This is a genomic window from Paracidovorax valerianellae, from assembly GCF_900102625.1.
Taxonomy (GTDB): Bacteria; Pseudomonadota; Gammaproteobacteria; order Burkholderiales; family Burkholderiaceae_C; genus Paracidovorax; species Paracidovorax valerianellae.
The window spans coordinates 252,035-276,025 of the sequence record NZ_FMZC01000001.1; the positions used below are offsets into that span (position 1 = coordinate 252,035).

At 66.3% G+C, this 23,991-nt stretch carries 16 protein-coding genes and 1 other RNA gene; 5 read left to right on the forward strand and 12 right to left on the reverse strand.

Going from position 1 to position 23,991, the window contains the following annotated elements:
* Positions 1 to 105 precede the first annotated feature (105 nt).
* The 6 genes from BLT03_RS01180 to dnaX all read right to left on the reverse strand — a co-directional run bounded on the left by BLT03_RS01180 (position 106) and on the right by dnaX (position 5,288).
* The gene (locus tag BLT03_RS01180; RefSeq protein ID WP_092739486.1) at positions 106 to 258 is read right to left on the reverse strand and encodes a DUF3096 domain-containing protein; all 153 of its coding nucleotides are present in this window, start codon (positions 256 to 258) and stop codon (positions 106 to 108) included.
* A 232-nt stretch (positions 259 to 490) separates the two neighbouring features.
* The gene (locus BLT03_RS01185; RefSeq protein ID WP_092739488.1) at positions 491 to 1,543 is read right to left on the reverse strand and encodes an ABC transporter substrate-binding protein; all 1,053 of its coding nucleotides are present in this window, start codon (positions 1,541 to 1,543) and stop codon (positions 491 to 493) included.
* Between the two features lie 174 nt (positions 1,544 to 1,717).
* The gene (locus BLT03_RS01190) at positions 1,718 to 2,122 is read right to left on the reverse strand and encodes an MAPEG family protein (protein ID WP_092739490.1); all 405 of its coding nucleotides are present in this window, start codon (positions 2,120 to 2,122) and stop codon (positions 1,718 to 1,720) included.
* Between the two features lie 64 nt (positions 2,123 to 2,186).
* A complete protein-coding gene (gene recR / locus BLT03_RS01195) occupies positions 2,187 to 2,777 on the reverse strand; it encodes a recombination mediator RecR (RefSeq protein ID WP_092739492.1) in 591 nt (196 codons plus the stop codon).
* Positions 2,778 to 2,922: 145 nt separating this feature from the next.
* On the reverse strand, positions 2,923 to 3,255 hold the full coding sequence (locus BLT03_RS01200; protein WP_092739494.1) for a YbaB/EbfC family nucleoid-associated protein: 333 nt from the start codon (positions 3,253 to 3,255) through the stop codon (positions 2,923 to 2,925).
* Positions 3,256 to 3,335: 80 nt separating this feature from the next.
* Positions 3,336 to 5,288, reverse strand: a complete 1,953-nt coding sequence (dnaX, locus tag BLT03_RS01205) for a DNA polymerase III subunit gamma/tau (RefSeq protein WP_092739496.1) — start codon at positions 5,286 to 5,288, stop codon at positions 3,336 to 3,338.
* Between the two features lie 166 nt (positions 5,289 to 5,454).
* Between dnaX and ffs the strand changes: the two genes are divergently transcribed.
* Positions 5,455 to 5,551, forward strand: an RNA gene (ffs, locus tag BLT03_RS01210) — signal recognition particle sRNA small type.
* A 333-nt stretch (positions 5,552 to 5,884) separates the two neighbouring features.
* Positions 5,885 to 6,988 carry a GGDEF domain-containing protein gene (locus tag BLT03_RS01215; protein WP_175537623.1) on the forward strand — a complete coding sequence of 368 codons (1,104 nt, stop codon included), beginning with the start codon at positions 5,885 to 5,887 and terminating at the stop codon, positions 6,986 to 6,988.
* Here the strand turns inward: BLT03_RS01215 and BLT03_RS01220 are convergent.
* The 3 genes from BLT03_RS01220 to BLT03_RS01230 all read right to left on the reverse strand — a co-directional run bounded on the left by BLT03_RS01220 (position 6,971) and on the right by BLT03_RS01230 (position 14,481).
* The gene (locus tag BLT03_RS01220) at positions 6,971 to 8,338 is read right to left on the reverse strand and encodes a TIGR03862 family flavoprotein (protein ID WP_092739500.1); all 1,368 of its coding nucleotides are present in this window, start codon (positions 8,336 to 8,338) and stop codon (positions 6,971 to 6,973) included. The genes BLT03_RS01215 and BLT03_RS01220 overlap by 18 nt on opposite strands.
* 87 nt (positions 8,339 to 8,425) lie before the next feature.
* Entirely contained in the window at positions 8,426 to 11,914 is a 3,489-nt protein-coding gene (locus tag BLT03_RS01225; protein WP_092739502.1) for a UvrD-helicase domain-containing protein, read from the reverse strand.
* On the reverse strand, positions 11,911 to 14,481 hold the full coding sequence (locus tag BLT03_RS01230; RefSeq protein WP_092739503.1) for a PD-(D/E)XK nuclease family protein: 2,571 nt from the start codon (positions 14,479 to 14,481) through the stop codon (positions 11,911 to 11,913). Before BLT03_RS01230 ends, BLT03_RS01225 begins: the two co-directional genes overlap by 4 nt.
* Positions 14,482 to 14,590: 109 nt before the next feature.
* Between BLT03_RS01230 and trxA the strand changes: the two genes are divergently transcribed.
* Positions 14,591 to 14,923, forward strand: coding sequence for a thioredoxin TrxA (gene trxA, locus BLT03_RS01235; RefSeq protein WP_092739505.1), 333 nt, complete (start codon positions 14,591 to 14,593; stop codon positions 14,921 to 14,923).
* A 256-nt stretch (positions 14,924 to 15,179) separates the two neighbouring features.
* Entirely contained in the window at positions 15,180 to 16,442 is a 1,263-nt protein-coding gene (gene rho, locus BLT03_RS01240) for a transcription termination factor Rho (RefSeq protein WP_092739507.1), read from the forward strand.
* Positions 16,443 to 16,551: 109 nt separating this feature from the next.
* Here rho and BLT03_RS01245 read toward each other — a convergent pair whose 3' ends face one another.
* Complete coding sequence (locus tag BLT03_RS01245; RefSeq protein ID WP_092739509.1) at positions 16,552 to 17,958, reverse strand: CoA transferase; 1,407 nt, start codon at positions 17,956 to 17,958, stop codon at positions 16,552 to 16,554.
* Between the two features lie 97 nt (positions 17,959 to 18,055).
* Between BLT03_RS01245 and BLT03_RS01250 the strand changes: the two genes are divergently transcribed.
* The gene (locus BLT03_RS01250; RefSeq protein WP_092739511.1) at positions 18,056 to 19,273 is read left to right on the forward strand and encodes a citrate synthase family protein; all 1,218 of its coding nucleotides are present in this window, start codon (positions 18,056 to 18,058) and stop codon (positions 19,271 to 19,273) included.
* Here the strand turns inward: BLT03_RS01250 and BLT03_RS01255 are convergent.
* Positions 19,237 to 22,689: an AAA family ATPase gene (locus BLT03_RS01255; RefSeq protein ID WP_092739513.1), complete on the reverse strand. Its 3,453-nt coding sequence runs from the start codon at positions 22,687 to 22,689 to the stop codon at positions 19,237 to 19,239. The two genes, BLT03_RS01250 and BLT03_RS01255, sit on opposite strands and share 37 nt — an antisense overlap.
* The gene (gene sbcD / locus BLT03_RS01260) at positions 22,686 to 23,906 is read right to left on the reverse strand and encodes an exonuclease subunit SbcD (protein WP_092739515.1); all 1,221 of its coding nucleotides are present in this window, start codon (positions 23,904 to 23,906) and stop codon (positions 22,686 to 22,688) included. Before sbcD ends, BLT03_RS01255 begins: the two co-directional genes overlap by 4 nt.
* Positions 23,907 to 23,991 lie beyond the last annotated feature (85 nt).

The following is a 23,991-nucleotide window of genomic DNA, read 5'->3' on the forward strand; positions in this document are numbered from 1 at the left end:
GACCGTGGCGCCTGAGTGCCTGAACGCTGCCAGGGGCGCAGCGAGCAGGCCGTTGCGCCACGCCTCGTTTCAAGGCGCCCGGCACCCCTCCTTTTGCGGACGGACTCAGAGGCGCAGGTTGTGCATCCCGACCAGTCCCAGCACGCCGATCACGATGAGATACAGCGCCACGATGTAGTTCAGCAGGCGCGGCATGACCAGGATCAGGATGCCTGCGAGCAAGGCGACGAGGGGGCCGATACTGAGGTTGAGCGACATGGAGTTTTTTCCTTGTTGGAACGGTGGAATGTCAGAAGTGACTGAGTGACGAAGGGATCGATCCCACGCCGTGGCACCAGCCCGCCGCGGCGCGTCCCCGACTCTAGCGCCACCCTCTTGCGGTGGCGTGTCGGACAGTTCAGCCAAAGTGGCCTATCAAACAGGAACAGGGTGCCCGAGCGGTGCCCAAGCGTTGCGCACGGGTGCGCGGCGGCGCCGAAGCCCCGCGCCCTCAGGCGTTGAACTTGTGCTTGGCCCGGCGTGCGAACTCGTTCGTGAACGTGCGCCCCAGGTCGATCTTGAGCGGCGCCATTTCGGGTCGCAGGCGGGCCACGGCACGCGCCGCGGTGGCCGGGCCGTCATCGGGCATGAGGCCGTCCGGCGAGAACGTGTCGCGCACCTTGTGGAAGGCGGCCAGATAAGCCCCGCGATCGCCCAGCAGGTAGCCGGGCGGCACCACGCGCACCAGATCGGCCGGGCTCGCGGTCTGCAGCCACTTGAGCGCATGCACCATGGCATTGGCCAGCGCCTGGGCCCGCGCCGGCTGCTTTTGCACGAACGACTGCGGCGCATACAGGCTGGCCGCCGGCATCGTGCCGCCGAACAGCTCCTGCGAGGCCTTGAGCGAGCGCGTGTCGTACAGCACTCGCACTTCGGAGCGCTGCTCCAGCGCGCCGACGATCGGGTCGGCATGGCACAGCGCGTGCACCCGCCCCTGCCGCAAAGCCGTCACCGCGCCCATGCCCGAGCCCACATCCACGAACGACACCTCGTCCATCGGCGCACCGTCGCGCGACAGCATCAACTGCGCCACCACGTGCGTCGAAGACCCGATGGCCGAGACGCCCACGCGCAGCCCCTTGAAGCGGTTCACGCTTTTGACGGGCCACGCCCGCGCCGACGCCGCCAGCGCAAGTTGCGGCGCGCGCCCCTGCAAAACGATGGAGCTGTAGCTGCGGCCGAGCAACTGCTGGCGCAGCGCGTGGTCGTACGCGCCCGAACACACATCGGCCTCCCCCGCCTGCAATGCCTGCAGGGCCAGGGCGCCGCCGGGGTAGTCCTGCACCATCACATCCAGCCCCTCGGCCCGGAAAAATCCCAGCTCTTGAGCGATCGTCAGCGGCAGGTGGTACAGCAGGCCCGAACCGCCCACCGCGACCCGCAGCGGCCCCGCGCCGGCGGTGAATGGCGAAGGCGACGCCACGGCGCGCGCGCCGACCCAGCCCGCCATGGACAAGGCGGACAGCGTGCCAAGGCGGCGGCGGCTGATGTGGGGAACAGACATGGAGCGAAGAAATTCAAAAATGCTGCATTGCAGCAATCGTGCCATCAGGTGGGCGGGGCGCTGTCAGGGCAATCCCTGAGAACCTCTGTGGGCAAGCGGGGCGATGCGGCACAGGGGCGCAGTCCGCGCCGTGCAGCGGGCGACTGCAGCCGAAAACGCAGGTGCTGAGCCCGTTCAGCGGTACCCGATGAACAGAATGGCGATGTTGACCACCATCCCGGCAAACCACACGGCGCTGCGCGCGGTGGGCAGGTCGGAGACATACATCATCACGTAGAACACGCGCAGCATCACGAAGAGAAACGCCAGGATGTCCAGCAGCGTCTGAGCGGCCCCCAGCTGGTGCGCGATGACCACTGCGCCGATGAAAAACGGCAGGGCCTCGAACGTGTTGGACTGCGCAGCGATGGCGCGGGCGCGCCAGTCGGTCTGCTTGTTCTGCCACCCACGGGGATCATGGTTGTCGGAGGGGCGGAAGCTGCCGCGCTTGCCGATCAGCGCGCACACCGTGGGCAGCAGCGCCATCAGCAGCACACACCAGTAGGCCACCGTGAAGTGCGCCACATGCAGAGAAGTCATCTTCAAGCCTTTTCGTGCTCCAGCGCAATCAGATCAAGCGCTGGTAGCTATCAATTTCATAGTGCTAACGGCGATCGACCAGCGCATGCGCGATCGTCCCCAGGTCCACGTATTCCAGTTCGCTCCCGACGGGCACGCCCCGGGCCAGCCGGGTCACGTGCACCCCGCGGCTCTTGAGCGCCTCGCTGATGACATAGGCCGTGGCTTCGCCCTCGGCCGTGAAGTTGGTGGCCAGGATCACCTCCTGCACCACGCCGTCGGAGGCGCGCTCCATGAGCTTCTTCAGCCCGATCTCTTTCGGGCCCACGCCGTCGAGAGGTGACAAGCGCCCCATCAGCACGAAATACAGCCCGCGAAAGGCCCCCGTGCGTTCCAGCGCCGCCTGATCGGCGGGCGTCTCCACCACGGCCAGGCGGGAGGCATCGCGCGCCGGGTCCAGGCAGGTGTCGCAGACCGCTGCTTCGGTGAACGTATGGCAGCGCTCGCAGTGGTGTACCGAAACCGTCGCCTCGTGCAAAGCACGCGAGAGCAGTTCGGCCCCTTCCCGGTCATGCTGCAGCAGGTGAAACGCCATGCGCTGCGCCGACTTCACGCCCACGCCCGGCAGGCGGCGCAAAGCCTGGACCAGGGCATCGAGGGAGTTGGTGTCGGACATGGAAGAAAAAATGGAAGGAAAGGGCTGTGGAAACGAAACGGTTCAGAGAACGACGGCATGGTGCCCTGTGGACACCGATGGGGCCAGCGGTATGCCGGCCCTTAGCACATGGGGCTGGAGCCGGGCGAGTGACCGCGAAAGGTCCTCAGAAAGGGAACTTCATGCCAGGGGGCAGGCCCGGCATGCCGGAGGTCAGCTTGCCCATTTTTTCCTGCGAGGTTTCCTCGGCCTTGCGCACGGCCGCGTTGAAGGCGGCGGCCACCAGGTCTTCCAGCATCTCCTTGTCGTCGGCCAGCAGGCTGGGGTCGATGGTCACGCGCTTGACGTCGTGCTTGCAGGTCATGAGGACCTTGACCAGACCGGCGCCGGATTCGCCTTCCACTTCGATGTTGCCGAGTTCGTCCTGGGCCTTCTTCAGGTTGTCCTGCATGGCCTGGGCCTGCTTCATGAGGCCGGCGAGTTGTCCCTTGTTGAACATGGTGCGTTTCCTTTTCTGATGGGAATGAGGGGGAGAGACTGGGAACGAAAGAATGCTGGACCGGGCAGACGGCGATGCCGTCACGCCGGCTTGATGCTGCCCGGCACGATTTTGGCGCCGAAATCCCGCACCAGCGCCTGCACGTACGGATCGCTGTGCACGATCTCTTCGGCCACGCGCTGGCGCTCGGCGGCGGCGGCCGCATTGCGGCGGGCCGGACTGTCGATGACCACGCCGAGCTCGACACTGATCTGCGTGGCATGGCCCGCCGCCTCCAGCGCTGCTCGCAGACGCTCGCGCGCCACGGGCTGGTTGAGCGATTCGCGCTCGACCCGCAACAGCCAGTGCCCGGCATCGCGGGCCACGAGCTGCGACTGCAACGCCAGTTCGCGCACCAGCGCCGAGATGGCTTCGGCCGCCACCAGTTGCTGCACCGTGGCGTGCCAGACATCGCCCTCTTCGGTCGCGGTGTAGCGAGCGGCTGCGGGGGTGTTGCCGGTGGCGGGAAGGGGCTGCAAGCGTGCGCCGGGCTCTGGCGACACGCGCACCGGAATCGCCATGTATTCAGGCGACTGCGCGGGCTGGCCGGGTCTTTGGGAAGGCGCCGAAGAAGAGGAAGAGGCTGGCGCCGCGGTACGGCGCAGGTCGTCCGGCGCACGCACTGGCAGCCGCACGGCAGCCGGTGCGTCCTGAGCAGGCGCTGGCGGCACTACAGCAGAGGAAGCAGATTCAGCGCCGGGCTCGCCATCCAGGCTGGCGGCATGGGCGTCATCGGCAGGCCGGGACGCAGCAACGGCTTCCTGCGGGCTCGCCTGGACAGGCGCCGGAGCTGCCGCCGGAACAGATGCCGGCCGGTGCGCCGGTGCCGGATCAACCGGCGTCAGAGTTTTTTTTTCAGCCGAAGGGACCGATGCCGCTGCACTGTCCGATGGCTTGAAGGCCAGCAGCCGCAAAAGCGCCATCGTCAGCGCCGCGTATTCGTCGGGCGCCAGGCCCAGTTCGGCGCGGCCGTGCAGGCAGATGCTGTACAGCAATTGGGTTTCGTCCGCGGGCATCAGCGCTGCAAGACGGGCGATTTCAGCCGCTTCGGGGTCGTTGGCATCCACTGCCTGTGCCATGTTCGGCACGGCCTGCGTCACGGCCATGCGCTGGAGCACGGCGCTCATCTCTTCCAGCGTGGAAGCGGCCGACAGGCCGTTCAACCGCAGGGTGTCGGAGGTTTCCACCACCGTGCGCCCGTCGCCCTGGGCCAAGGCTTCGATCAGGCGAAAGACATACGAGCGGTCCACGCTGCCCAGCATCTGGCGCACGCCGGCTTCCTGCAGTTGGCCGCTGCCGAAGGCTATCGCTTGATCGGTTAGCGACAGCGCATCGCGCATCGACCCCCGCGCCGCACGCGACAGCAGGCGCAGCGCCTGGGGCTCGGCCGGCACGTTCTCTTTTTCGAGCACGCGGCCGAGATGTTCCAGCACCGTCTCGGGCGCCATCGGGCGCAGGTTGAACTGCAGGCAGCGCGACAGCACCGTGACCGGCACCTTCTGCGGATCGGTCGTGGCCAGTACGAACTTGAGGTATTCGGGCGGCTCTTCCAGCGTCTTCAGCATGGCGTTGAACGCCGTGTTGGTGAGCATGTGCACTTCGTCGATCATGAAGACCTTGAAGCGGCCCTGCACCGGCTTGTAGACGGCCTGCTCCAGCAGGCCCTGCACTTCGTCCACCCCGCGGTTGGAGGCGGCGTCCAGCTCGGTGTAGTCGACGAAGCGGCCGCTGTCGATGTCGGTGCAGGCCTGGCAAACCCCGCAGGGCGTGGCGGTGATGCCGCCCTGCCCGTCCGGACCCTGGCAATTGAGCGACTTGGCGAGAATCCGCGACACGGTCGTCTTGCCGACGCCACGCGTGCCGGTGAAAAGATAAGCATGGTGCAGCCGCTGCTGCGTGAGCGCATTGGACAGCGCCTGCACCACATGCTCCTGGCCCACCATCTCCGAGAAGGTCTTGGGACGGTATTTGCGGGCGAGCACGAGGTAGGACATGGGGGGTGATTCTATGTGGGCGCGCCGGCCTCCCCGGCCCGCCGGGTTACCGAATCGCCGCAACACCCCGGTCAGCCTGGGTTGCCGGGCGACACGACAAACACCTGCACGGCGGGCAGGGTCTGCGCGGGCGAGGCCGCCAGTTTTATCGCCTACAATCGCCGGTGACGGGCCTCCCCGCATGGTGAAGCAGCCAACCGGGTCAGGTGGGGAACCAAGCAGCCCTAACTGTAGAGTCAGTGCCGGGGGTAAGGCTCGTCAACTATCTTCTTTCTGCCATGCCGATTCAGGCATGGCACCTCACCTCCGCCGGATCGACCGATCCGTGCCTTCCACCTCCCCTGCCAACGTGTCTTGCAGCCTTCATGGCTGAGCAGATGCGTGCCTTGTTTCGAATACCCCTTCGGTGAAACTGCTGGGTTACATTGGGTTCTTTCGCCAAGCAAGGACCCGGTATGGCAGATGTTCGTGCGCAGGGAGTCGGCGTGTCGCGTGCACCAAGCTTGCCGCCTGGGGTGAGCGGTCTCGCTTCCGCCTCCCGCCGTGCCGCCGGCCCCGCCCACGCGACGGGCCGGGGCGATCAAGCGGCGCGGCCCTTGGACCTGAACACCTTCCACCGCATGCGGCGCGTCAATGCCTCCGTGCTGGCGTTCGGCGGCGTCGGCTGGGCCATGGCCTGGTACCTCGCCAATCCGGCCTATCGCTACGACAACATCCTGTTCGCCCTGCTGGCGACGGCGTTCTTCTGCTGCATCACGGCTTCGATGTTCGCCAGCACGCCGGGTCGGGTGGTGATGGCGGCTTTGCCGGCCACGGGCTTGCTGGCCCAAGGGTTCTGGCTACTGTCGGCACCCAGCCCCGCCGGCGTCTACTGGTGCGTCGCGCTGGGCGTGGCCTTCACGCTGCTGGTCGCGTACATGTTCATCACCGTGTGGCATTACCTGGCGTCCATTGCGGTCATCTGGCTCGCTTTCGGGCATGGCAATTTCCAGCAGATGGCCGTGGCGCACGATCCCATCTGGATCTTGCTGCTGGTCACCATGTCGTCGCTGCTCGGGCTCTTCCTGAACCTGGCCATTTCACAGTTGCGTGAAGACAGCTACCGGCAACAGCTGGAGCTGGAAACCCTGGCGTATCAGGACGCGCTCACCGGCTTGGCCAACCGCCGCAGCCTGCTCAAGCACCTGCAAGGCTTGCAGGATGCCGGGCGCATCGACGGGCTGTACTTTCTGATGATCGACATCGATGACTTCAAATCGATCAACGACCAGTTCGGGCACGACCAAGGCGATGTGGTGCTGAAAGACGTGGCCGCGATGCTGAAGCAGCATGCAGCCCCGCACCTTTGCGGCCGGCTGGGCGGTGAAGAGTTCGGGGTCGTGATCGATGCGGCCACCCTGCCCGAGGCCCGCGAACTGGCCCAGGCGCTGGTTGCCGCCGTGAACACGCTGTACGCGGTGCCGCCCGAACACCCCGCCTTCAGCGGCCGCCGCCTTTCGATCAGTGCCGGGCTGACCCGGGGCGAAGCGGCCTGCACCACCTCCGACCTGATGCGGCGTGCCGACCTGGCGCTCTACCATGCCAAGCGGGAGGGCAAGAACCGCTTTTGCATGCACTCCGGGCCGGACGGCGATGCTGCCGATGACTCGCCCGAGCAGCGCCCGCGCCGCCAGCGGTCGCGCTCAACCGCCCCGCTGTAGCCAAGCTTTCGCCCCTTCGGCGGCGGCCACGCCGCTGGCCATGCAGGCGGTCATCAGATAGCCACCCGTGGGCGCTTCCCAATCCAGCATTTCGCCTGCGCAGAAGACGCCCGGAACGGCTTTCAGCATGAGATGCTCGTCCATGGCTTCGAACGGCACGCCACCAGCCGTGCTGATGGCTTCGTCCAGTGGCCGAGTCGCGCCCACGGTGATGGGCAGCGCCTTGATGGCCTGGGCCAGCGCCGCCGCATCGCCCAGGCCGTCCTTGCCCAACTGCTCGTAGAGAATGCCCATCTTGATGCCGTCCAGGCCCAGCCGGCTCTTGAGGTGGCTGCTGAGGCTCCGGGCGCCGCGCGGATGGCGCACTTCCTTGAGTACGCGCTCGGGCGTGTGGTCGGGCAGCAGGTCAAGGGTGAAGGTGGCATGGCCATGCGCTTCGATCTCGTCGCGCAGCAGGCTGGAGACGGCATAGATGAGGCTGCCTTCCACGCCGCTGGCCGTGGCGACGAACTCGCCCCGTCGGCTGAACGAGCGCCCCTGGCTGTCGGAAAAATGCAGCGCGACTGACTTGAAGGGCTGCCCGGCAAAGCGTTCGATGAAGTGCGGCGTCCAGCCTGCGGCATCCGGCCCGCGGCCGATCAGCTCCCGCAAGAACTCCCGCCGCGTCTCGACCGCCGATGCGCCCGCACGCACGACATCGAAGCCGCAGTTGGCAGGCCGCAGTGGCGCCACCGCCACACCCCGCTCGGCCAACAGCGGCACCCAGGCGCCATCGGAACCCAGGCGCGCCCAACTGCCTCCGCCCAAGGACAGCACCACGGTGCGAGCCTGCACAGGCACCAGACCCGAAGGACTGGCGAAGCCCAGCGACATGGCACTGGCTGCGGAGCCTTCACCGGCCGCAGGCTCTCCCCAACCCAGCCACCGGTGCCGCATGTGAAACCGCACTCCCTGCCCGCGCAGCCGGTGCAGCCAGGCGCGCAACAACGGTGCGGCCTTCATGTCAGCCGGAAACACCCGGCCCGAGGTGCCCACGAACGTGTCCACGCCCAGCCCCTGCGCCCATTCGCGCACCGCATCGGCGCCAAAAGTCTGCAGCATCGGCTCGATGGCGGCCCGGCGTTCGCCGAAGCGGCCTGCGAACGGCTCGAACGCCTCGGAGTGCGTGAGGTTCAGGCCGCCCTTGCCCGCCAGCAGAAACTTGCGGCCCACGGACGGCATGGCATCGAACACATGCACGGCCAGGCCGCTGCCGGCCAACGCCTCAGCGGCCATCAGCCCGGCGGGGCCGCCGCCGATCACGACGACATCACAGGCCAGCACCGGAGTGGGCGATTCGGAAACAGTCATCTTCAACCTTTGCGTCTAAGCGGAAACAGGGACAGAGGGGGGGGCAGCAATGGCCGCGGTACGGCGATCTGCGGCCCCGTCGGGCCGTCAAAACAGGTCGCCTTGCACCGGGCCCGGTGGCGGTGGCGGTGGCGGTGGCGGTGGCGGTGGCGGTGGCGGTGGCGGTGGCGGTGCGGGCATCACCACAGGAATGGGCGGAGCGATATTTTCAGGTGCTGGTGCTGGTGCTGGTGCTGGTGCTGGTGCTGGTGCTGGTGCTGGTGCTGGTGCAGCAGTCTCGCTTCCTACTTCCACCATCCGCCCGTCGCCGGTCAAAAATGCCGCGCGAACCGCGTGGCCCGGCATCTGGGCCAGCACGGCTTCGCGGTAGCGCAGCAACTGGGTTTTCAGGTGCGGGCGGCGTTCAGGGTCCGCGGCGCTTTTGTAGTCGAGCACCCACCAGGTCGGCGGCTCGCCAGGGCTGGTGCGGCGTACCAAGCGGTCGATGCGAAGCGTCTGCCCGGCGTGGACGATGGTGGCTTCATTCACTGCGCGATCGATGCAGGCGGCGTCCCAGGCCCAGGCGCCCTCGCCGCTCAGGATGGTTCGCGCCATCTCCGCAGCACGGGCCGCCGATTCGGGCAGCAGGTCGAAATCGCCCGCCAGCCGGCCCAGCCGCAACGCCGTCCATTCCGTATCGCGCAGGGCCTCGCCGGCTTGCGCCATTCCAGCCTGCTCCAGCAACTGGTGCATGGCCTCCCCCTGGCGCGACAACGGGGTGGATCGCGCCACGGCAAGCGCCACCGGGCCATCGGGCTCGGGCTTTTGCGGAGGGGACCAAGTGGGCAACTCGGACAGCACGGCGCGGTCCTCTGCCGTCGCCAGGAGCGCGTGTTCCACCTCGTCAGGATCGGCGCCCAGCGCTTCGGGCACATCCTCCAGCAGCGGCGCCAGACGGTTCCACCAACTGCCCGGAGCGGATGCCGAGGGCCGTACCGAAGAGATCGCCAGGCAATGTTTGGCGCGCGTCATGGCCACGTACAAGGTATTCAACTCTTCGCGCTGGCGCTCTGCCTGTTCGGCCGCGAGCATGTCCACCGCGCTGGGCGGCGGCGCGCTCTCGCTGGCCAGGAACACGAAGCTGCGCGGCAGCGGCTCTTCCCCAGGCCAATCCACGAGCACACCCATCGTTTCGGCCTTTTGCGGCCGGGTGTCGGTGTCCAGCAGCAGCACGCTGTGCGCTTCAAGGCCCTTGGCGCCGTGCACGGTGAGCAGGCGCACGGCCTGCGCATCCACCCGCCCCGGCGCGCGCTGGCCTGCCCGCTTCATGGCGCGCACGAACGCATAGGGCGTGAGGTAGCGCCCGCCGTCGATCTGCAGCGCGGCCGACAGCAACGCACGCAGATTGGCCAGCACGCTGGCGCGCTGTGTGGGCGGGGCGGCGCCGGCATAGCGGGCCAGCACGTCGCGATGGGTATAGAGGGCCTGTAGCGCATCGTGCGGCGGGAGCGTGTCGAACCAGCCTTTATATAGAGCCAAATCGGCCCCCAGCGCAATGAAATCGGCGGCAGTATGCTCACCTTTTAATAGCAAATCGAGCCAACTGCTTTCGCGGTTTTCGGGTTGCTGACGCCACAGCGCCAGCCGCACCAGCACCTCGTCGCCCACGCCGAACAGCGGCGAGCGCAGCGCGCGGGCCAGCGACAGGTCGTGGCCCGGGGAAACCAGGGCGTCCAGCAGCGCCACCACGTCCTGCACCTCGGGGGCTTCGGCCAGTTCGGCCTTTTCGGGCTGCACGCAAGGCAGGTGCAGTTCGCGCAGCGCATCCTGCATGGCGGCCAGCCGGTCACGCTTGCGGGCGAGCACCAATATGTCCCGCGGTGGCACCCCGGCAGCGATGCGCTCGGCCACCCATTGCGCAGCCTGCGTGCACTCGCGCATGCGCAGGGTTTCCTCGGGCTCGTGGCGCGGTTGCGTCAGGCTGTCGCGCCAGGCCAGCGGGTCGGAAGCCGCGCCGCCGCCGTCTTCGGGTGCGGTGATGGCCGGCAGGCGCAGGAGCAGGCCCGTGTCGGAAGACTCAGTGGTGTGATCGCGGAAGCCGGCGTATTCGCCCTGTGCCTGTGCGGTCTGCATGACCTGGTTCACCGCCGTGATCACGCCCGTCGCATTGCGGCGCGTGTGATCGCAGCTGAGCAGGTCACCGCCCAAACCCTCACGCACGAAGCCTTGCGCGGCCAGGAACACCTGGGGCTCGGCCCGGCGAAAGCGGTAGATGCTCTGCTTGGGATCGCCCACGATGAACACGCTGGGCGCCCGCCCGCCCCCGGCGCCTACGTAGCCCGACAGCCAGGCATGCAGCGCCTGCCATTGCAGCGGGTTGGTGTCCTGGAACTCGTCCACCAGCAGGTGGCGAACGCGGGCGTCCAGACGCTCCTGCACCCAGCCGCTGAGCACCGGGTCGGACAGCATCACCAGCGCCGTGCGCTCGACATCGTTCATGTCCACCCAGCCGCGGTCGCGCTTGAGCGCGGCATAGGCGGCCACCAGCGCCCGCGTGAGCCGTGCCATGCGCTGGTGGTAGTCCCACGCCTCGTGCTGGCGGCGCGCCTGGCACAAGCGCTGCAGTTCGGCCTCGGCGTCCTGCGCCACGGCGAACTTTTCGAGATTTTTGCTGAGCCGGTTTTCCTTGGCCACGAAGAAAGCGCGGCGCAGGCGTTCCAGCCGCTCTGGCAGGTCTTCGCACGCGAAGGCATCGACGACCGCGTCCGCTGCTTTCTGAGGGGTCTTGTTCGTTTCGGTGCCCAAGGCACTGGCGCGGGCGAGCCAGCGTGCCCGCGCGGCCGCGCCGTCCAGCGCATGGGCCGGAGTGTCCAGCCCTTGCAGGTCCTGAAACAAATCCTGGAACGGCGCGACGGATGCATCGACCACGCCCGCGGCGTCGGCCAGCTCGAACTCAATGCGTTTGGACAGCGCCGCGCCCAGGGCCTTGTGCGTTTGCGAGCGCCCGTGCGAGGCCACCGCCGCGAGGTAGTCGGCGTGAAGCACCGCATCGTCGGCGACCTGCTGCAGGAAGGTCGGCCATAACTGCCGAACGGCCTCGGCGTCGTCCTCCAGCAGCTCGTAGTTCCCGGGCAGGCCGCGCGCATGCAGCACGGCCAGTGGCGCGGTGCCCAGCAACGCGGCGAACCAGCTATGGAAGGTGCGGATCTGCACCGGCCTGCCGGATTCGAGCATGGAACGGTACAGTTTTTGTAGCACCTCGCGCTTGTCCAGCGCGCGCTCGGGCGGGATTCCTCGCGCAATCAGTTCCTGGGCCAACACTGCGGGCTCGGCCTGCGCGAACGTTTCCAGCCATTCCTGAAGGCGCTGGCGCATCTCGCCAGCGGCCTTGCGAGTGAACGTGATGGCCAAAATTTCGTGCGGCGCGCAGCCGTCGAGCAACGCGCGAAGCATGCGCGAGACCAGCATCCAGGTCTTGCCAGCGCCCGCGCAGGCCTCTACCGCCACGTTGCGGTCCGGATCGCAGGCGATGGCATAGAACGCCTCGCGCGTCACGGGGCGGCCGTTGTGTTCGTAGGCAGCGATCTGCTGGCTCATGCCCAGAAGTCCTTGCGGCACAGGCCGCGCGCAGCGCAGTAGTCGCACACCGCGCCCTCGCCCAGCGCAGGCAGGGGCGCCCCACCGGCGATGCGGTCGAAGTCGTGCAGGATGCCCTCCACCAATTGGTCGCGCAGCGCCACGACATCGACCTGCTCGAACGTGCGGGTTTCGCCGCGTTCACCTACGTTCACATAGGCCGCGCGCAAATGGTCGTGGTGCAGCAGCGCTGCGTAGAAGGCCAACTGCGTGTCCTCGGTGCCGGCGGCAAGGCGTTTGCGCGTGACGGCGTCGCTTTCGGTCTTGTAGTCGATCACCAGAACGGTCGGCTCTTCGCCGGGCAACTCGGCGCGCACGGCATCGATGCGGTCGAGCAACCCGACCAGCTTGAGCGGCCCGAGCGGTTGGGTCGAGCGCACCTCGGCCTGGCGGAAGGTGGCGCCCTGCCCTTCGTGCTCCCGCAGCCAGCGAAGGTAGCCGTCGCGCAACGCCGGCCAGCCGGAGGCGAAGGGCAGGAACTCGCCCGCGTCCAGCCGCTGCGAGCGCGTCACGGCCTCGGCCGCCGCGTCCATGAGGGCGCGGCGCTCCGGTATGCCCTCGGTCGGTTCTGCCTGCAGGGCCTCATGGAAGCGCTGCAGCACAGCGTGCAGCCAGTTGCCAAAGTCCCGCTTGCCTACTTCTGCCCCCAATTCGTCGGCCTCTTGCAGTCCCAATTGGCGCAGCGCAAAGAAGCGGTAGGGGCAATGGCGCAAATCGGAATAGGCGGTGGATGAGAGCTGCAGCACCGGCAAGGCCTCGCCTGTCGGCATCGGCCGGGGTACGGGGTTGATCGGCACGTCGCGCAGGCCGCGCGGATCGGTGCCGTCTTGCGCCATGCCATCCAGTTGCAGCGCCAGGACCAGCGGACTGGCGAGCAGAGGTTCGCCGCCGTCATCGCCACTGCGCCATAGAACGTCCACATGGGCCGTGTGCAAAGCACTGCCCCACGCATCGCGAAGGGCCGATTCGAGCGCCTCGCGGGTGGGCAAGCCCAGGCCTTCGCGCTGGGCGCGGGTCCAGGCACCAGGCGGCTCCGGCGCGGGCTGCAGGCGTTTTTCATCGCAGCCCGGCACCACCAGCGTGGCGAACGGACGCGCCAATATCTGCGGCAGCGGCACGACGAACACCGAGGCGCTGCCATCATGGTCCGGGCGGTAGCGGGCGGCTTCGAGCACCTCGTTCACCCAGCGGGTGAACTCCGCTAGCGACATGCGCCGGCCCGCGCTCTCCAGCCCGTCCAGATCGGAAGGCAAGCCATCGTGCAGCCGCAACTCGGCCAGCACGCGCTCGCCGGCGGCATCAGCCGCCAATGCATTCCACTGTCCGGTGCCTTGCAGTAACTCCCGCACGGCAGCAATCCACGCGGCCAGTGGGCGAGCAGACTGCAAGGGCGTGCGCCATGCCTGTACCTGTTCCACCAGGGTCTGAACGGCTTCCAGCGCAGGTGGCATGGCGTCGCTGCGCTCCTGCACGGCCAACCATTGGCCCATGCCGGCCTTGCGCAGCCATTTCTCAGCGGCGCTCACGGCAACTGGGTCTGCCGCAGGTGCGTGCTTGAGCCAATCCAGCACGGCGTCGGCCGATGCGTTCCAGGCGCAGGCGCGCAAGGCCGTCATCACCTGCGAAGCGGCCCGCGTGGTGGACAGGGTCCAGCCGTTCTCGTCGTGCACGGCCACTCCGCGTCCGAGCAAAAGCGCGCTGATGCGCCGGGTGAGCGCACGGTCGATCGCGGCCAGGGCCAGCGGCGCATGGCCTTGCTCCAGGCGATGCAGAACACAGGCGGCAGCGCGCTGGGCTTCGTCCTCGGCATCGGCAGCAGCGTGCAGGAACACCTCGCCCAGGGGGGCATCGGCCTCTGCCGAATGCGAAGACCCCAGCGCCAGCGCCAGGGAACGGTCGCCCCACCGGGCGCACAGCGTCTGCGCCAGCGGGTCGGACTGAAAGCCACCGAGCACCACGAGCGCGTCCACCGCCGTGCGCACACCGGGCTCGAACAGCACGTCCGTCGCATGGCGGGAGGCGAGCACCCATTCGAGGGCGATGCGGGCCACCGCGGCTTCGTAGCGCAGCGCAGCACCCTCGCCAGCGGGCGGCATCAGTTCGCGCGCGCCGATCGCCCAGGCTTCGCGCTCCGGCGGCGGCACGGCGCAGACCACGCTCGACAGCTGGGCAGCGGCTTCCAGCAACGGTGTCGCGAGCACATCGCGCTGCTCCGCCAGCCCGGCGCGGTCGAGCAGCGCCCGTGCGGTCAGGGTGTCGCGCGCCATGTCGTGCGAAAGGTCGTCGCCCTCAGGCACGAACGGGGCAATGCGGGTGGCCCAGTTCCGCGTCGTTTCAAAACGGGGTGCAAAACCATCGGGCACGCGGCGCGCCCATTCGCGCTGCGCCTCGGCCATGAGCTGGGCATACGGCACCAGCACCACGACCGTCGCCGGGTGCGCGCCAATGCGCTGGATATGGGCTTGGACCTGGCTCAGCACCGGGCCCCAAACGCTGCCTGGCGCATCGTTTTTCGCTATGACTGTCATAGCGTCGGAGGCCGCGGCCACACCGTGGGGCGGGAAATGTCTTTCTGTCACAATCCCCTGACTTTATCCGGACCCGCCCACCCCAACTTGCTTCAACAAGGAATGTGCCATGGCAAGCGATCTCATCAAACACCTTTCCGACGCCAGTTTTGAAACCGACGTGCTGCAGCCCGGCACCACGGTGTTGGTCGATTACTGGGCCGAATGGTGCGGCCCTTGCAAGATGATTGCCCCCATCCTGGACGAAGTCGCCAGCACGTACCAAGGCAAGCTGACCGTCGCCAAGATGAACGTGGACGAGAACCGCGAGGTGCCCGCCAAGTTCGGCATCCGTGGAATCCCGACCCTCATGCTGTTCAAGGATGGCCAGCTGGCCGCCACCAAGGTCGGCGCGATGAGCAAGACGCAGCTCACCGCCTTCATCGACCAGCAACTCGCCTGATCCCCGAGGGTGGCGCGTGCGGCGGCTTTCTCCGCGCTGCGCCATCCCGTACACCGCGTAACCTCTTGCAGCGTTCAGGCTGCGCGGCCCCTGGCAAACTGGAATTTTTTCCTGTCATAATCGCCGCAGATCATCGTGTCCGCATGCACAAGCGGCCGGTCCCAGATCCCCAGGTCCGCCGAGGTCCGCAAACAGCGTCCACCCGGCTTCAGGCCTCTCCCCTGATTTCATACCCGCTCCGTTCAGGAGTCACCCCATGCATTTAAACGAACTCAAGGCACTGCACGTGTCCGAAGTGCTCAAGCAGGCCGAAGAGCTGGAGATCGAAAACACCGGGCGCATGCGCAAGCAGGAGCTGATGTTCGCGATCATCAAGAAGCGCGCAAAAGCGGGCGAACAAGTCTTCGCCGACGGCGTGCTGGAAATTCTTCCCGACGGTTTCGGCTTCCTGCGAAGCCCCGACACGAGCTACACCGCGAGCACCGACGACATCTACATCTCGCCCAGCCAGGTCCGGCGCTTCAACCTGCACACCGGCGACATGATCGAAGGCGAAGTGCGCACACCCAAGGACGGGGAGCGCTACTTTGCGCTGACCAAGCTGGACGCCGTCAACGGTGGCCCACCGGAGCAGAACAAGCACAAGGTGATGTTCGAGAACTTGACGCCTCTCTTCCCAAAGGAGCAGATGAAGCTCGAACGGGACATGAAGGGCGAGGAGAACATCACCGGCCGCATCATCGACATCATCGCCCCCATCGGCCGCGGCCAGCGCGCGCTGATCGTCGCACCGCCCAAGAGCGGCAAGACGATGATGATGCAGCACATCGCCCACGCCATCACCGCCAACAACCCCGACGTGCACCTGATGGTGCTGCTCGTGGACGAACGCCCTGAAGAAGTTACCGAAATGCAGCGCACGGTGAAGGGCGAGATCATTGCCTCGACCTTCGACGAGCCCGCTGCCCGCCACGTGCACGTGGCTGAAATGGTGATCGAGCGTGCCAAGCGCCTGGTCGAATTGAAGAAGGACGTGGTGATCCTGCTGGATTCGATCACCCGCCTTGCACGCGCCTATAACAATGTCGTGCCCTCCTCCGGCAAAGTGCTGTCGGGCGGTGTAGATGCCGCAGCGCTGCAGCGCCCCAAGCGCTTCTTTGGCGCAGCGCGCAAGGTCGAAGAAGGCGGTTCGCTGACCATCATCGCCACCGCACTGGTCGATACCGGTAGCCGCATGGACGAAGTGATCTTCGAAGAATTCAAGGGCACGGGTAACAGCGAAATCCACCTGAACCGCCGTCTGTACGAAAAGCGCGTGTTCCCGGCCATCGAGCTCAACAAGAGCGGCACCCGCCGCGAAGAACTGCTGCTGGCGCCGGAGATCCTGCAAAAGACCCGCATCCTGCGCCAGTTCATGTACAACATGGACGAGATCGAGTCGATGGAACTCATGATCAAGAACATGAAGGCCACCAAGACCAATGTGGACTTCTTCGACATGATGCGCCGCGGCGGCTGAGTTTTAGCCGCTGGCATGGAGCGGATTGCGCTGCTCCACTGCACACAAAAAAGCCCCGCAGGCCAACCGGCCTGCGGGGCTTTTTTGCTGGAGCCTTCTCCCCCGGCTGTCAGGCGCCTGACCACGCGGCGGCGGAAGACCCCAACTGAGGTGCAGGCAGTTCCCAGCGCATCGCCATGCCTTCGATGGACAGAGGTGGACGCAAACGCCTGGCCGGGCCCCATGCGGTGGCTTCGATCTCCGGCGACTGGTCTTGCGGAGATTCCGGCACCAGTGGATCCAGATCAAGCGATGACGGTGCCTGTGCCAACCAATGGGCGGTTCGCGCGAGGGAAGCGCGAACCTCGCATCCCCTGCCATCTCGCCTGCGCTGCGCCAGCGCCTTCAGGGCCGCCGCGGCCATCAAGTAGCCAGTGGCGTGATCGATGGCCTGGACGGGCAATGGCACAGGCATCTCCCGTCCCGACCGGCGCATGCCTTCCGCTGCAATACCGGTGCTCATCTGAATGAGGCTATCGAAGCCCCTGCGTGCGCACCACGGACCAGTCCATCCGTAAGCGTCGAGCGAAACATCGATCAAGGTGGGATTGATTGCACGCCGCCATTGCGCGCCCAGCCCCAGCCGCTCCAGCGCATCCGGCCGCAACCCGTGCACCAACACGTCGGCGTGGCGCAGCAGATGCTCGAATACCGTGCGGTCTGCAGCCTGACGGAGATCGAGCCGCGCGCAGCGTTTGCCCAGAACCACCTCAGGCACGGTGCCTGGCTCTTCCCAGCCCGGCGGATCGATGCGCAGGACCTCGGCCCCAAAGCCGGCGAGGAAACGGGTTGCGACGGGTCCGGCCAGGATCCGGGTGAGGTCCAGAACACGCACACCATGCAGGGGCCGTTGCGAGGTGCCAGCCCACTCGCGTTCATGCCCTTCATCGCCGAAAGCGATGTCGAGCAGCGGCTCGGCTTGCACCGCCTTGCCCTGCGGATGCGAAGACCATTCGTTCAAGCCTCGCATGGCCGCCGCACAACCGCCCTGCTCCACGATGGCCGACTCCAATTCACTGGCGTTCCAGCGAGCGGCGGCCCGAACCACCGTTTCACGTTCCGCCACCCCGCCGAGCACCGACAACGCAGCAGCGCGATGGTGTGGCGCATTGGTGTGCAATCGGATCCATCCATCTGCAGCCTGATAGTCGCCCGCGACGGCATCCCACAACGGCGCGAGGGTCCATCCGATCGGTCGCAACGATCCGCTGAACCAGAACGACGCCAGACGCCGATCCACCCGAATCCGAGGCGCCACTTCGCCTGAGGGCGTAGCCAACTCTGCCAATGTAAGCCCGGCGACCGCCACCGCCGCACTGGCCAAATCGGTCACCGGAAAGACCGACGGCAACTGCCCTGCGCCAGTGAACGACAAAACATTCATCGGATCGGCTGTGCTCCCCAGGCAATTGCACAGCGTGCGTGTGAAGTGGGCCAGTGAGGCAGAAGGAGAGACAGGAGCGGAGTCGGTGGGCATGGCAGGCCTTCAAAAGAGACGCCAGCCTAGATCACTCTAATATATTGTCAATATTGATTTATATTTTCAACAGCAACCAATCAGCGCAGTGGTATCTATGCCCGTCTATCTTTCCGCCCCTGAGGCCGCGACCCGTCTGGGCGTTTCGCGTCAGACGCTTTATGCCTATGTGAGCCGGGGCCTTCTACAAGCCCATGCCGGAGAGACCCCCCGAGAGAGTCGCTACCTACAGGACGACGTAGAGCGGCTCGCAGGCCAGCGCACGCGGGGCCGTAAGCCAAAGGAAGTGGTCAAGGCGGCGCTGGACTGGGGCCTTCCGGTCCTGGAATCGACCATCACGTTGATCGAGGATGGACAGCTTTACTACCGTGGGGAAAACGCCATCTCGCTGGCCGCCGGCTGCACGGTGGAGGATCTTGCAGGGCTGCTGTGGGGCTGCCCTGAACGCTCCGCTTTCGGGCCCGATGCACCCGCCTTGCCGGCGGCCATGGCAGCACTCCAGCCGTGCCTGGCTGGACGCAGGCTGGAGGAAACTCTGCTGCTGCTCTTTGCAGCGGGCACTGAGGATGGCAGCACCGCTGCATGGCAAGCGTCTCCCGAGCGGCTGGCCGAAGGCTGTGGGGCCTTGGTGCGGTTACTGGCAGCGTGCCTGCTGAACACTGCACCCCACGCAGCCCCAGTCCACCAACAATGCGCTTCAGCGTGGAGGCTGAACCACCAGGGGGCGGACCTCATCCGCCAAGCGCTCGTCCTTTGCGCCGACCATGAACTCAACGCCTCCAGCTTCACCGCCAGGTGCGTCGCCTCTACCGGTGCGAGCCTGCGGGCGGCGGTGGTCGGCGGCCTCGCTGCGTTGACCGGCGGCAAGCACGGCGGCACCACGGCACGCGTGGAAGCCCTCTGGGACGAGTTGGACCGAAGCGCCTCGCCTGAGCAGCGTCTGCGCCAGCGCCTGGCACGTGGAGAGGACCTGCCAGGCTTCGGCCACCACCTTTATCCGCAAGGCGACGTGCGCGCCGAAAGCCTTCTGCGGCAATTGCTGCCGCATAACGACCACCTGAAGAACTGGATCGCAGAGGCTCAGGCCTTGACTGGCCAACGGCCTTCGATCGATTTCGCACTGGTCGCCCTTCGACGCCATCTGGCGCTGCCGGAAGGAGCGGCATTCGGCCTGTTCGCCCTGGGGCGCTCTATTGGCTGGCTGGCCCACGCTATGGAGCAGCGCCACAGCGGCCAACTGATTCGACCACGCGCTGCATATACCGGCCCAAGACCGGCTCAGCCCACGGAAAATCGCCGCTCCAGTGCGCTGTAGCCGAGGCCTACGCCCTTGTGCACGCGGATCTGCACGGGGATGCGCTCCTTGAGCGCCTCCACGTGGCTGATGATGCCGATGGTCTTTCCGCTCGCATTGAGGGTATCCAGCGCATCCAGGGCGGTTTCCAGGGTTTCACCATCCAGCGTGCCGAATCCCTCATCGAGGAAGAGCGAGTCGATGCTGGCCTTGTGGCTCACCAAGTCGGAAAGCGCCAGCGCGAGCGCCAGGCTCACCAAGAAACTCTCGCCGCCGGACAGGGTTCGGGTGTCGCGCGCTACATCGGCCTGCCACGTGTCGATCACCTCCAGCTCCAGTTCGCCCGCCGAGCGGCGGCCCAGCCGGTAACGCCCGTGCAGTCGACCCAGTTGGCGATTCGCCAAGTGCACCAGATGGTCCAGCGTGAGGCCCTGCGCAAACTTCCGATACTTCGCCCCATCGGCTGAGCCGATCAAGCCGTTGAGGTGCTGCCACAGATCGTGATCGGCCTCCTGGGCTTTGATTTGCGCCAACAGGGCCTGCAAGCCGTCGCGGCGCTGCGCATCGTCTTGCAAGCGGCTAGCGATGGCGCCTTGCTGCTGCGCTACCAAGGTCAGTTCAGCCTCCCACTGCGCCATCAGCGCATCCAGGTCCTCCGCATTGCGATCAGTGAGTGGCTGGGCCTGCAAGTGCGCAAGGGTTGCCTTGGCAGCCACCTCCAGCGCCGTCGCCTCGGCCAGCGCCTGTTGCCGTTCCAACAGCCACGCGCGCAACGATTCGCGCTCAGCCTCTGCCATGCCGGCCGCATGGAAAGCGGCTTCATCGGCAAAGGGGCTCAGCGACAGTGCATGCGCCCAGGACTGCGCTGCCTGGGACTTGGCCAACTGCACATCGGCATGCCGGCGCTGCAAGGAATCCAGGGTGCCTTGCAGCGTGGCCACTTCGTTTTCTGCGGCACGCCAGCGGGCCTCCGCTTGCTCGACCGCCCGAGCCAAGTCTTCCGCCTCGGATTCGAGCTTGTCTCGCAGCACAGCATCATGCTCGGCACCCGTACCACCACCCAAAGCCGCCCAACGCTGAGCGACCTCTCTTGCCATTCCGGCGATCTGCTTCAGTGTCGCTTCATCGGCGGTCAGGGCTTGAAGGCGCGCTTGCGATGCCTGCCACGCACGATGTTCTTCCGCACGCTGTTGCAACCAAGCAATGCCATCAACCGGAAGCGTGTACCCGAGGGCTTGCAATTGCTCCGCCAGCGCTGTTTCTGCTTCGGCATGATGGTTTTGCTGTTGTTGGTGGTGTCGAGCAAGCTCTTGCGCCCGCTGCTGAGCAGCCTCCAAGTCCTTGCCCGACAGGGCCAGCTGTTGCAGGGCCGTGCGTTCGGCCTGTTCCGCCTGCTGCAGGGCAGACAGCGTCTCATCCAGTCGCGCCCTTGCCTGGACCAGCGCAGCCCACTGGTGCTGGGCCGCCTCAAGTTCTGCTGCATGCCGGGCCTTTGCCTCGGCCACGGCCTGGGCATCCACAGCATCCGCCGGCCAGTCGCTGGCTGCGCAGCATGCTTGCCAGTGCGCCAGCAGTTGTCGCAAGGCCTCTTCACCTTCAGCGATCTGCTGTGCCGCCTGTTCGCTCTGCGCCTGCAACGCAGCCAGGCGAGACCGCAGCTCCTGCCCTTGCTCCGTTACCTCATCACGCTGCGAGCGCAGCGTCTCGAATGCGGACTGGGTCGCAGAGACGTCCAGTGCGTCGTAGGCTTCGATGGCCGGATGGCTGTTCGACCCGCACAGCGGACAGGCTTCGCCCGGCTGCAAATGGCGGCGATGCGCCTCCAGGGCTTGAATGCGCTGCTCTTGCGCCAGAAGCTTTTCCTGGTCCTGCACTTGCCGATGGAGGCTGGCATACCGCTCGCGCAGCGACTGCACAGCCTGCGCCTCGTCTGCCTGCTGCCGCTGCCGCTCCAGTTGCGCCGCCATCCATCGGGTTTGGCGTGATTGAGCTTGCTGCCATGCGCTCAGGCTCTGGCTCAATCGATCCCAGGCATGACTGCGCTCGAGCAGTTGCAATGAGGCATCACGCCACTTAGACTCTTCGCGGCCCATTGCCAAGCGCTCATGGGCTTGGCGCGCCGCCAGGACCTCTTGCTGCGCCTGTGTCAAAGCGGCAGTGGCGCGCTGACACGCTTGTTCATGGCTCTCACGCTGCGCCTTCAGAGCCTGCCACTCGATGCGTTGTTGTTCCAGGCTTGCCTGCACATCGGCCATCGCTTGAGAGCGCTGCGCACGGGTGGAAAACTGCTCGCGCCATCCGCTCAACCACTCTCCCAATCGGCCATGCTGGGGCACCGCTGCGAGTTCCTGGGCCAGCGCGCCTCGGGCATCTGAACAGTCCTGCCATTCGAGTTCTCGAAAACGGGCCAGACGCTGGCTGTCACGCTGTATTTGACCAAGCGCTTGCGCGCTGCGCTCTACAGCCTGAGCATGCTGCGCCTGCGCTTCTTCCCGTTGCTGAACCACTACCCCCTCGTCATGCAAGGCGGACTGCCATGCAGCGTAGACGGGTTGCAGCCGTGCAGCAGGTTCGCTGGCGGCAAGGCGTTGGCGCTGCTCAGCGGCTCCGTCCCACTCGGCCTGGGTTTGCTCTCGATAGCGCGTAGCTTCGTCGTGCCGCATCCGGGAGCGATCCTGGTCTGCGAGCCACTGGCGCTCGCGGGCCGTGGCCAGTCGTTGCGCTTGCAGCCCCTCCGCCTGTGAGGCTAAACGCTGAGCCTCGTCTGCCAGGGCGACGCGTGCGGCATCGTCCAGCAGTTCGACGCCTCCAGCGCGGGCACGCAGTTGCTCCAGCACCGTGCGGGCATCGCGGGCACTCTCGAACACCCGCTGTGAGATCTGCCCGTAGATGTCGGTTCCCGTCAACTCCTCCAGCAACTCCGCACGCTTGCCAGCGCTGGCCTCAAGGAAGGCAGCGAAGCCGCCCTGCGCGAGCAGCATGGAGCGGGTGAAACGCTCGAAGTTGAGCCCGGTCAGCGTTTCTGTCTGGCGCAGTTTGTCCTGCACCTTGGTGGTCAAAATCTCGCCTTCGCCGCGAACCTGGGCCGCCAATTCCACCTGCACCTGCTGCAATGCGCCGTCGGCCTTGCCGTGTGCCCTGCGCTGGCTCCAAAACGCGCGATAGCGGGCGCCGCGGACTTCGAACTCCACTTCGGCCAGGCATTCCGCAGTGTGCCGCGTCATGACCTCATTGCCGCCTTGCGACACGCCTGCGATGCGCGGCGTCTGGTGGTAAAGCGCCAGGCAGATCGCGTCGAGGATGGTGGTCTTTCCAGCACCTGTTGGACCCGTGATCGCGAACAGTCCATTGCCGGCGAACGGCTCGGAGGTGAAATCAATCCGCCATTCGCCTTTGAGCGAATTGAGATTCTTGAGGCGCAGGCTCAAAATCCTCATGGTGCGGGCCTCTCCTCAAGATCGGCCAGGACAGTCCGATACAACGCCGAAAGGCGCTCCTCCAGTGCAGGCTCGAGCGATTGGGCCGCGAGCCGCCGGGCAAACACCTCTGCGGGCCCCAGTTCATCGAGCGTTTCTCCGGCAGAGGTTTCCAGCAAGGTAGGAAGCGCATTGCGGGCCCTGCGCACACGCAGGATCTGGATCGGCAAGCCCTCCGCCATCTTCGCCACACGCACCTGCAGATCGACAAGGTAGTCGTCATGGGCCACTTCCACCTCGATCCACACCGGCAGCGAATCGCTTCCAAGGCTGGCGGCTTCGGCAAAAGCCGCCGGCAGCTCTGCCAAACGGCCTCGCACGCTGGCCAGCGGCTGAAAGCGAGGGATGGCCAGCGGCGTCACGGACTTCAGGCCGGCCAGATCGAAATCGACCAACAGCACCTCTTTGTGCTGCCGCGCCTCGTCAAAACTCAGCGGTATCGGCGAGCCGCTGTAGCGCACGTGCTCCAGCCCCCCCACCTTTTGCGGCTGGTGGATGTGGCCCAAGGCGATGTAGTCCGCCGGTGGAAACGCATTGGTGGGAAAGGCTTCCAGCGAGCCCACGTAGATTTCGCGCACCGATTCGCTAGCGCTGGCGCCCACGGTGGTCAGATGGCCGGTCGCGACAATGGGCAGACCGCCCAAGGCGGCGCTGCGCTCGACAGCCAGGACGTGCAAGGCTTGGTAATGGGCGCGGATGGATCTCTGTAGCGCCAATTGCTTGTCGGCTGCACTTTGTCCTGGCTGGCTGAGCAACAGGTCCCGGGCACGCAAAAACGGCACGGCACACAATACCGCCCCCGGCACACCCGAGCGGGTGTGCAACACCATCACCTGATCTTCAGCATGCTCCGCCATGCACGGCACCACCCGAGTGTTGAGGTGTGCCAGCAAGCTGCGGCTTTCGCCCAGCATCGACACGGAGTCGTGATTGCCTCCCAGCACGACGAACTCCGCCCCGGCATCGCGCAGGGCCAGGACGCAGTGGTTGTACAGTTCGCGCGCGTAACTGGGCGGGGCTCCGGTATCGAAAATGTCGCCCGCCACGATCACAACATCCACGCTGTGTGCTCGCACCTGTTCCGCCAGCCAATCGATGAAGGCGAGATGCTCGGTTTGGCGGTTCTGGCCCATGAAATGCTGGCCCAGATGCCAGTCGGAGGTGTGCAGGAGGCGCAAATCGTGGCTTTTGGAAGAGTTTGGAAACGTTGATCGTCTCACTTTGACACAGCTATGCGATAATTGAAGGCTAAATTTTCCGCGG